We start from the raw sequence: 8942 nt of genomic DNA on the forward strand, positions 1-8942 counted from the left end.
GTCTTTTTTATATCCCCAATTATTCATAGACGTGGAACTTGAATAAGCTACAATAATTTAACACCTCTGGGAGGAGCTTATGATGAAACCTAAAAAAGCAATTACACCAATTTTGCTTAAGTATGATGTTCCAACAATTCAAAATGATATCTTGAATCATCTCACCCATACCGTTGCCAAAGAACGCAGTAATGCAACTGAGCGTGATTGGTTTTTTGCGGTGGCGTTTACCGTGCGTGATTATTTGGCAGAGCGTTGGATTGAAAGTGCAAAAGCCTGCTATGAGCAAGACAGTAAGCGTATTTATTATTTATCATTAGAATTTTTGATGGGACGTTTACTCACCAATAGCATGATGAATCTAGGCATTTATGATGGAGTGCGCGAGGCTTTAAACAACTTAAATGTTAATGAAGAGTGTATTTGTGAAATTGAGCCTGATCCAGCCCTTGGTAACGGTGGTTTGGGACGTTTAGCTGCGTGCTTTTTAGATTCAATGGCAACCTTGAGTTTACCCGGATATGGTTATGGCATTCGTTATGAATACGGTATGTTTTACCAACGGATTAAAAATGGCTATCAAATTGAACAGCCTGACAGTTGGTTACGTTATGGCAATCCTTGGGAATATACCCGCCCAGAAGTATTATTTAAAGTCGACTTTGGCGGGCATGTCAATGAGTATGTTGATGAATATGGACGAGCGGGTTTTCATTGGCAAGAAAGTGAAGACGTGATGGCCATGGCCTATGATATTTTGGTTCCCGGTTATGGCACGCATACGGTGAATAATTTGCGTTTATGGGCAGCTAAAGCTTCGCGTGATTTAGATTTAAGCTCATTTAATAAAGGCGATTATTTTGAAGCGGTAAAAGTTAAAAACTGGTCGGAAAATTTATCCAAAGTCTTATATCCAGATGACAGCACCGAAATGGGGCGTGAGTTACGTTTACGCCAAGAATACTTTTTTGTGTCATCTTCATTACAAGATATTATGCGTCGGTTTCTCAGCGCACATAGTGATATTAGAGAGCTACCAAATAAAATCGCGATCCAACTCAATGACACTCATCCTAATTTAGCAATTCCAGAATTGATGCGGATTTTATTGGATAAACATCGTTTGGAATGGGATGATGCTTGGAAAATTTGCCAGCGGGTCTTTGCTTATACCAATCACACGTTATTACCTGAGGCGTTGGAAACATGGCCAGTGCGTTTGCTTGAACGTTTATTGCCACGCCATTTGCAAATTATTTATCAAATCAATCATTTATTCCTGCATGAAGTCAGCCATAAACATCCCGGTGATATGGATAAATTATCCCGCATGTCAATCATTGGAGAAGAAGGTGAAAAACATGTGCGTATGGGACAATTAGGAGTTGTGGGCAGTCACAAAGTGAATGGGGTTGCCGCGCTGCACACTCAGCTAATCAAAAGTCATTTATTTGCTGATTTTGACCAGTATTTTCCAGACAAAATTATCAATAAAACCAATGGAATTACCCCGCGTCGTTGGTTACAAGAAGCCAATCAAGATTTAACCCAATTACTGAAAAGCACCATTGGTACGGATTGGACTCACGATTTAGAAAAATTACAGCAACTTGCACCACTGGCTGAAGATGTTGATTTTCAACAAGCATTTCAAGCAGTAAAACTGGCGAATAAACATCGTTTAGCCACTTATATTGAATATTCCACCAAAATTAAAATCAATCCCAATGCGATGTTTGATGTGCAAATTAAACGGATTCATGAGTATAAACGCCAGCTTTTAAACTTGTTGCATGTGGTAACTTTATACAATCGAATTCGACACAATCCTGAATTGGATGTTGTGCCACGGGTGGTGATTTTTGCGGGTAAAGCTGCACCTGCTTATGTGATGGCAAAATTAGTGATTAAACTCATCAATGATGTGGCGGATTTTGTTAATAACGATCCTGTTGTTGCTGATCGGCTCAAAGTGATTTTTATCCCCAATTATGATGTATCTACCGCCCAGAAAATCATCCCAGCGGCTGATTTATCACAACAAATTTCAACTGCAGGCATGGAAGCCTCAGGCACAGGCAATATGAAACTGGCATTAAACGGTGCACTGACGATTGGTACATTAGATGGGGCAAATATTGAGATTAAGGAAGAAGTGGGTGATGAGAATATTTTTATCTTTGGTATGACGACAGCACAAGTCGAAGAAAAACGCTGGCATGGTTACAATCCTTGGGATTACTATCACGGCAATGGCGAATTAAAACAGGTATTGGATATGATTGCGATGGGTTATTTTAGTCCTGAAGAACCTGAACGTTTTAAATCCATTACTGATGCTTTAACCGAATATGGTGATCGTTATATGCTATTAGCGGATTATGCGGATTATATTGGTTGTCAGCAAAGTATTGAAGCAACTTATCGCCAGCCTGCAGAATGGACAAAACGGGCTATATTGAATGTAGCACGGATGGGTAAATTTTCCTCTGACCGCACCATTAAGGAATATGCTGAGCAAATTTGGCAAGTGAGTCCTGTTAAGTTCTAACAATATGGTAAATCTTGCAAAAAAGCCAGACTTTACAAACTGAAGTTACACATCACAATTAAATTATTAACTGCTTATAAGTAACTGATTTTTTAATTATAGTGGGTAACTTTGGTTTGTAAGTATTGTTGAGGGTTTTACATTGCACCCATTGAGATATTAGAACAAAACCTTAATTATGTGATGTTTATTTACATGTAGAAGGTAAATAGATCGAATCAAGCGCGTTTGCACCTTCTGCTGAACATTTCCATATTCTTGAGACAGCGTCATAAGTTAATCTAACCGTTTTGCCTCCAATAGCTGACTCATCTTGATTCATTACTGCCTCAAAATATAAGCTATCAGGATAAGATGTGATTGCTTGTGTATATTGACCTTGGTTTTTTCCTCCCAACTCTTCTACTGATGAAGGGAATCTACTGTAACTATTTATATATTCTTCTGCGGGTGTTTTTAATCCATCCAAAAGAGTAATAGCTTCTGCCACCTTTGTACGTTGCAAATAATCTGTATAAGCTGGAATTGAAACCGCTGCTAAAATACCAAGAACAAAAATGGACACAAAAAATATGATAGTCATCACGCCAGCAACACGACCTTTTGCTTCATACTTTTCCTCTATTTTATCGCCACTCATAAAAATAAATACAATAAACTCAATTAATGCGATTAACCCTGGAATACCTGTCCAAAAGAAAAGCATATAAATAGTGCCGAGCAAATAGCTACCTATATAAAAGCGGTGAATGCCTATTCCGCCTAGAAAGAAAGTAAGCAATAGTAAAGTTATTTTGTTTGCTGGATGATCTGAACGATGATGTTGGCGTACTCCACATTTAGGACAAATTTCGGCTTTCTTATTGATAGTTTCTCCACAGTCTGGGCAAATTACCGTTGCTTGATTTTGTGGGGCTGTATATGGGTTATCCATTTTGTAATATTCCTAAAAATAATAAACTGGTTGTTTCATATCCAAGTAGCCTTTGGACAGAATTGATGATTTAATAACTTAGCATAAAATTTATTTATGTAATTTCTATATAATATCTTAATTAATCATATTAAAACAATAAAAATAACTCATGTTTTAAAGACGGCCTAATCTCATATTTATTCCATATTTTATGAAATTCATAAAAACTCATGATCCAATTTAATAACATCTGCCGATCAATTTTTACTTGAGATAATGTAAATTAGGAATGAAAATTCAATAAATTAAAATCAACTATAATTGTGAAGAAAAAGGAAATTCTAAAGCTGATGAATATTAAACCCTTATTTTTAGATTGAAATGCTCTACATTCGCAATTGGTGCGTAATATGCGTAAAATAACGGGAAGCGTAAAGGATTGAGTTTCTAAAACTGACCAGAGTATTGAACCCTATGAGCCTGAATGTTGTCTTAGATGCGGAGATTATTTTAGATTTGTTGTCTTTGTCTACAAATGATACACAGCACGCTTTTACTCGTTTAAAAAAATCTCTACCTATCAGATTCTGGATTCCTTGCAGTTTATTACCTATTCTTGAACAACGTATATTTCCGAACCAACATCAATCTTTAAATGAGCTATTACAAGAAACACAATTGCTTTCTTCTCTCGCGCTACATTGGACACAAATGCCTGATGATTGCAGTAATAGAACTCAAGCCTTGCTCAGTTTAGATGCAGCCACTTTACCCGGTAGTACGATTATTTGGACACAGCAAGCCGATTTTGAATGTTTACCTGATGATATTGAGGCGGGCGATCATGAGTTTGTTTACGCGATGTTAGCCGAATATGAATATGAGATGGATGATAAAACCTTATTTGATTTAGAAACCTCTCAACTTTTGGTGCGCAATGAATTAGAAGCAAATCTGTTTCATGTATTAAAACAAGGTGAGTATGTTTTAGGTAGTAGTGTTATGCAGTTAGAACAGGCTCTGAGTCAATTTGTGAATAGCAAATACTGTATTGCAACAGCCAGTGGTCATGATGCCTTATTATTAGCTTTACAGGCGATAGGGGCTGAGCCAGAAGATGAAATTGCCACCACTCCTTTTGCACCTCCAACTGTGTTAAAAGCCATTCTTGCTTTGGGCGCAATACCCGTTTTTGTCGATATTGATCCTGAGACTTATAATTTAAATCCAGAAGCCCTGAATCATATTTTAAGCGATAAAATAAAAGCCATTATCCCCGTTAATATTTATGGGCAATGTGCTGATTTTGATGTGATTAACCATCTTGCAAACCAGCATAAAATTCCTGTTATTGAAGATGCTAGTTGTAGTTTTGGCGCAAGTTATCGAGAGCGACCTTCAGGACAGTTGGGTTTAATCAGTTGTACTAATTTTGCCCCGACTCACCCGCTTGGCGGTTATGGACACGGTGGCGCTTGTTTTACCAATGATACAGAATTAGCGGTTAAATTGAGCCAATTACGGCATTTTGAAACAGAAAGCATGGTATTGGGCATGGATAACGGCATGAATAGCATTCAAGCCAGCATGTTACTTGCAAGACTCAATATTTTTCCACATGAGATTCAGGCTCGGCAACATATTGCACAACATTATCATGAAAATTTAGTCGAATTGGTTAAAATTCCTTATATTGCACCCGATATGACCAATGTCTACGCATATTATACAATTGAGGTTGATAAACGTGATGAAGTACAACAATTATTAAAAAATGAGGGCATCACAACAGGAGCATGTTATAAACAAGCATTGCATCTCCATCCAGCACTTGCCTATTTAGGTTACAAAGAAGGAGACTTTCCTAATGCAGAAAATGCAGCCTCTAAAGTATTAAATTTACCCATGCACGCTTACTTGGCACAAGAAACGCAAGATGAGATTATTAACACCTTGAAAAAAAATATTTAAGCAATAGTAGTCATTTTTTCATTGTAGGTTTTGACTATAATGCAATTTAGCGATCACCGATTGGCTCATGGAGTTTATGCCGATGGCAGGCCATAGAATTATTTATATTCGAGAAAGAATTCAACGACAAGCCCCTGATATTTATTCAACGCTGACATTACCTTATCAGTTGAGGATTAAACACACTCAGCGTAATTATTTAGATAATAAAGAAGACGTAATTTTGGCTTTACCACAAGGTACACGTTTGTATGGTGGTGATTTTTTAAGAAGTGAAGATGACTTAATTATTGAGGTCAAGCCTGCGATTGAGTCTGTATATCAAGCTAAATCCAAAGTGACTCTACAATTACAGTATGCTTGTTATTATTTAGGTTTACGCCATATTCCAGCTCAAATTATAGAAAATGCCTTACTTTACCAAGATAATGACCGCGCAACCCAGATTATGGAGCAATTTAATTTTGAGGTGACTGAAGTTGAAGCAATGTTTGAACCTATCCCAATGCAAGTACAAACCAATCGTAAGTTCTAACAGCGGCCCAAATGCTGCTCAATGCGCTGGATATAGACTTGGGCGGCTTTATCTTGAGGATTGATTTCTAACACGTTTTGAAACAAAAGCTGCGCATATTCAAATTTTCCAATATGATAAAACAAAAAGCCTGTTTCAAAATCTTCTAAGGTTTGATCTTTCAGTTTTATAGTTTCAGGCGAATCCGCATCATAAATTTCATAGACGGTGACTTCATAAGATTTACCTTTTACCTGTGCCGCGTCAATGACTCGAATATGGTATTGATTGGGATCTGCTAATTTTACGTGAGTATATTCAGTAATCAATAATGGCGTACCATACACCTTTGTCAAACTTTCGACTCGGGCGGCTAAGTTCACTGCATCAGCAATCACCGTTCCTTCCATTCGATTCTCACCACCAATAGTACCCAAAATTAATGGGCCTGTATTCAAACCAATCCCAATTTGAATTTCTGGTAAATCATCGGCCTGAAGGCGTTTATTGTGTTCGACTAAGGTTTTTAACATTTGCACCGAACCTTGTATTGCGTCATCCGCATTTTTAGGAAACAGTGCCATAATCGCATCACCGATATATTTATCAATAACCCCTTGATGCTCTAAAATGATAGGCTCCATGCGGCTGAGATAAATATTTATAAAATCAAATACTTCTTTAGGCGACATTTGTTCTGATAATGGGGTAAATCCACGAATATCAGAAAATAAGACAGTCATTTCTTTTTTAACTTGATCGCCTAGTTCTACATCAATGATACTGGATTTATCTAACAAACTTAAAAATGCGCTGGGGACGAATCGCTCATAAGATTTATTGAGTTGAAATATTTCATAAGCGGCTTTTAAACGTTCTTCTTCAGCTTGTTTACGCTCGGTAATATCACGCGCAAAGGCAAAAGCATAGGCTTTATTATCATATTCTAAATAGTTCAGGGTTTTTTCTACTGGGAAAATTCGACCATCTTTTGCCTCATGTTGCGACTCAAATGAAAAACTACCTTGCTCAACTAGGTTATCCCAATACTCTTGCCAAATATCCTCAGTGGTATTAATATCTATATCACTGATATTTTTAGTTAATAATTCATCTTGAGAATAGTCAAGGCTATGGGCGGCCGAATCATTGGCATATAATATTTGCCCTGTTTGATTTATCCACAAAATACTATCAGCCGCATAATTCACAGAATGCTGGGTTAAACGTAAAATGGCTTCTGCTTGTTTTCGTTCGCTAATATCATGCAAGATACCGACAAATAGCTGCCTTGTCCCTAAATGTGCCTCTCGCACGGATAATTCTAAAGGAAAAGTATCCCCATTTTTACGCTGACCTTCTAATTCTCTGGTATTATCAATGATATGCTTTTTGCCCGTTTTAATATAATTTTCTAAATAACCATCATGCTGCTGGGCAGTTATTAAAGGCATTAAAATAGACACATTTTGCCCGACCAGTTCCTTTTGCGTATACCCAAACATCAGCTCTAATGCTGGGTTCACCATTTCAATCACACCTTGTGTATTAACCGTAATAATCCCATCTGCGGCGGCAAGCACAATCGCACGGGTTTGGGCTTCACTGATTTGTAGTTTTTGAATCAGCTCTGCTTGTTCATGATTCAGCTCTTCAAGTGCTTGGTGTTGTTCTGAAACGACTTTTTCTTGTTGATAACTATAAATGGCTTCTTTAACCGTTAAACGTAAATCTTCAGCTTCCCAAGGCTTAGAAATATAGCGATATAAATTAGCATGTTTAATTGCATTACCAACCGCATTAATATCAGCTTGGCCTGTCAACATGATTTTGAGTGTTTTGGGAGATAAACGATGTATTTCTTTGAGTACCTCATCTCCTTTCATATTAGGCATGAGGTAATCAGAAATAATCAGAGGGATATCAGACTGTTCTTCGATTAAATCTTCAATTAATTCAATTGCTTCTTCACCATCTTCAGCCGTTTCTATCAAATAGTCATTACTTAAAGCCTTTTTCAGCTCTATTTTCAAACTATCTAAAATAGTATATTCGTCATCTACACAGACGATTACGGGTTTGCTCATAATTTTGCTAAACCTGCTTTAATGGTTTCAATCAGCTCTTTACCATCCCAAGGTTTGTACAAACAACGGTGCAAATTAGCTTCAACTTGTGCACGTTTAATCGCAGAATTATCAGCTTGCCCCGTGAGCATCACTTTGACAATTTGAGGAAAACGATGGTGCACTTGAATTAAGAATTCATCACCTTTCATCCCCGGCATCAACCAGTCAGACACAATAACCAATATACTAATATTTTCGTCATGTAATTCTTCAACGACCTCCAGTGCTTCGTCGGCACTTTCGGCAAATTCATACAAATATGTATCATTAAACTCATTTTTTAGCTGAATTTTTAAGCTGTCTAAAACAACAGGTTCATCGTCTACACAGAGAATGGCAGATTTTGACATAACCTTTTTCCTCGCAATGACTTCACTTTATCATTTATAGTAAGTAAAACAATGATTTTCATTAGTGTTTTTCTTAACTCAAAGACTATGCAAAATCCACAGCCTATTATTGAAGTCATAAAAATTATTATTACTACATTTTATCATGTAATTAGAATGTTAAGGTGCAAATTTAGACACATTTATCTAATGTATCAGCTCTGTTCTAGGCTTTTCTATTAAAAAAATGCACTGTCTATTATAGAATCCCAACTACTATTTTATTAGATATAAACTCTAAAATCACAACTTAATATTGTAGGTATATTTTTAAGAACTTAGTATTTCATACATAAGCAAACTGGGTCATAAAAGAGCATTTTAAATTATGTTCAATTTGTATTATAAGAAAACAATATCTTTTTCGATTTAGTTAAACCTGAATATTTTTATAATCCCAGCACATCATCGGTTAAAAATCAAAAACACTTATTAACAATAGAAATATTTTTATACATGCTTTATTCTATAC

6 protein-coding genes are annotated in these 8942 nt (G+C 36.5%); 3 read left to right on the top strand and 3 right to left on the bottom strand.

Annotated elements, in window-relative coordinates; translation table 11 throughout:
• Positions 1-79 precede the first annotated feature (79 nt).
• Entirely contained in the window at positions 80-2551 is a 2472-nt protein-coding gene (locus ABXH34_RS15755; protein ID WP_353572844.1) for a glycogen/starch/alpha-glucan phosphorylase, read from the top strand.
• A 187-nt stretch (positions 2552-2738) separates the two neighbouring features.
• Here ABXH34_RS15755 and ABXH34_RS15760 read toward each other — a convergent pair whose 3' ends face one another.
• Positions 2739-3485 (bottom strand): NINE protein, encoded by a 747-nt coding sequence (locus tag ABXH34_RS15760; RefSeq protein ID WP_353572845.1) that lies wholly within the window; start codon positions 3483-3485, stop codon positions 2739-2741.
• Between the two features lie 456 nt (positions 3486-3941).
• On the opposite strand from ABXH34_RS15760, the gene ABXH34_RS15765 reads away from it, so the two are divergent.
• Both ABXH34_RS15765 and ABXH34_RS15770 read left to right on the top strand, forming a co-directional pair.
• Complete coding sequence (locus tag ABXH34_RS15765; RefSeq protein ID WP_353572846.1) at positions 3942-5438, top strand: DegT/DnrJ/EryC1/StrS family aminotransferase; 1497 nt, start codon at positions 3942-3944, stop codon at positions 5436-5438.
• Positions 5439-5520: 82 nt separating this feature from the next.
• Entirely contained in the window at positions 5521-5973 is a 453-nt protein-coding gene (locus ABXH34_RS15770; protein ID WP_353572847.1) for an urease accessory protein UreE, read from the top strand.
• Here ABXH34_RS15770 and ABXH34_RS15775 read toward each other — a convergent pair.
• Together ABXH34_RS15775 and ABXH34_RS15780 are read right to left on the bottom strand one after the other, a co-directional pair.
• Positions 5970-8039: a PAS domain S-box protein gene (locus ABXH34_RS15775; protein ID WP_353572848.1), complete on the bottom strand. Its 2070-nt coding sequence runs from the start codon at positions 8037-8039 to the stop codon at positions 5970-5972. The two genes, ABXH34_RS15770 and ABXH34_RS15775, sit on opposite strands and share 4 nt — an antisense overlap.
• Complete coding sequence (locus tag ABXH34_RS15780; RefSeq protein ID WP_353572849.1) at positions 8036-8431, bottom strand: response regulator; 396 nt, start codon at positions 8429-8431, stop codon at positions 8036-8038. The genes ABXH34_RS15775 and ABXH34_RS15780 overlap by 4 nt, the downstream gene beginning before the upstream one ends.
• Positions 8432-8942 lie beyond the last annotated feature (511 nt).

It is taken from the genome of Candidatus Albibeggiatoa sp. nov. BB20, assembly GCA_016744725.1.
GTDB lineage: Bacteria > Pseudomonadota > Gammaproteobacteria > Beggiatoales > Beggiatoaceae > Albibeggiatoa.

Bases quoted from the DNA above. Each gene is read 5' to 3' on its own strand.
- ABXH34_RS15755 (WP_353572844.1), top strand. From the start codon at position 80: ATGATGAAACCTAAAAAAGCAATTACACCAATTTTGCTTAAGTATGAT.
- ABXH34_RS15760 (WP_353572845.1), bottom strand. From the start codon at position 3,485: ATGGATAACCCATATACAGCCCCACAAAATCAAGCAACGGTAATTTGC.
- ABXH34_RS15765 (WP_353572846.1), top strand. From the start codon at position 3,942: ATGAGCCTGAATGTTGTCTTAGATGCGGAGATTATTTTAGATTTGTTG.
- ABXH34_RS15770 (WP_353572847.1), top strand. From the start codon at position 5,521: ATGGCAGGCCATAGAATTATTTATATTCGAGAAAGAATTCAACGACAA.
- ABXH34_RS15775 (WP_353572848.1), bottom strand. From the start codon at position 8,039: ATGAGCAAACCCGTAATCGTCTGTGTAGATGACGAATATACTATTTTA.
- ABXH34_RS15780 (WP_353572849.1), bottom strand. From the start codon at position 8,431: ATGTCAAAATCTGCCATTCTCTGTGTAGACGATGAACCTGTTGTTTTA.